1 protein-coding gene is annotated in these 883 nt (G+C 40.7%); it reads left to right on the top strand.

Annotated features, from left to right (window positions below; genetic code table 11):
- Positions 1 to 883 (top strand): hypothetical protein (locus R2Q77_RS20990; RefSeq protein WP_316805666.1); only part of this gene is annotated, 883 nt, incomplete at both ends.

Below are 883 nucleotides of genomic sequence, written 5' to 3' on the forward strand. Positions count from 1 at the left end.
TGATGTAACCCCGGGAAGTGATAAAGTTACTTTAGGAGGAACACCAACAGGTGCGGCACTAAAAGCTTTCACAATTGATGTTGATGAAACCAAATTAAACCTGGCAGCAAACCAGATTAAAGGTGGCACTACGGGCCAGGTGATGGTTGTTGGTGCAGGCAATACAGGTTCGTGGGTAGATCAATCTACTTTAGTGCCGGCAACAACTGTATCAAATGAATCATCTGTTAATAATTTAACTACTAAAGTAAATGGTGTAACAGGCGATGCGGTTAAAATTATAAATTCAAATGACTTAAGTCTTAATGCAACAAATAAACTAATTACTACGGTTAACGGCGTAGCTTCAGCTACAGCTTTGGATTTAACACCTGCAATTCAGGCAGGACAAAAAACCAGCTCGGTAATTAGCGGAACAACCACCACGGTTACTTCTGCTGCAAGTGCTGGTAATCCAAATAATACGGAATATAAAGTAGAAGTAAAGGATGCCGCAATTCAATCAGGGCAATTAAAAACAACATTATCCAATGGTACAAACACTACAGCTGCGGGTACTACAACAGGTAATGTAACCGATTATAAAGTTAATGTAAATAATGCCACAGCAAGTACAACCGGTGCTGTAAAACCAGGTACTGGTTTGTCAATTGATGCTGCCACCGGAACGCTTTCCGTAAATCCTGCAACCATTACAACCGGAAAAGGCATTACCACTGATGGTATTATCCAGGTAAATGGCGGAACAACTTTAGCAAATTCAGTTTTAGCCGATGCAAGTTTAAATATTAAAGATAAATCAATCACCGCTGGAAAATTAGATGCAACAGGCGCAACTGCTGGTCAGGTGGCTACTGTCAATGCAGATGGAACGGTTAGTTAC

The sequence above is a fragment of the Pedobacter nototheniae genome (assembly GCF_032678625.1).
Classification (GTDB): domain Bacteria; phylum Bacteroidota; class Bacteroidia; order Sphingobacteriales; family Sphingobacteriaceae; genus Pedobacter; species Pedobacter nototheniae_A.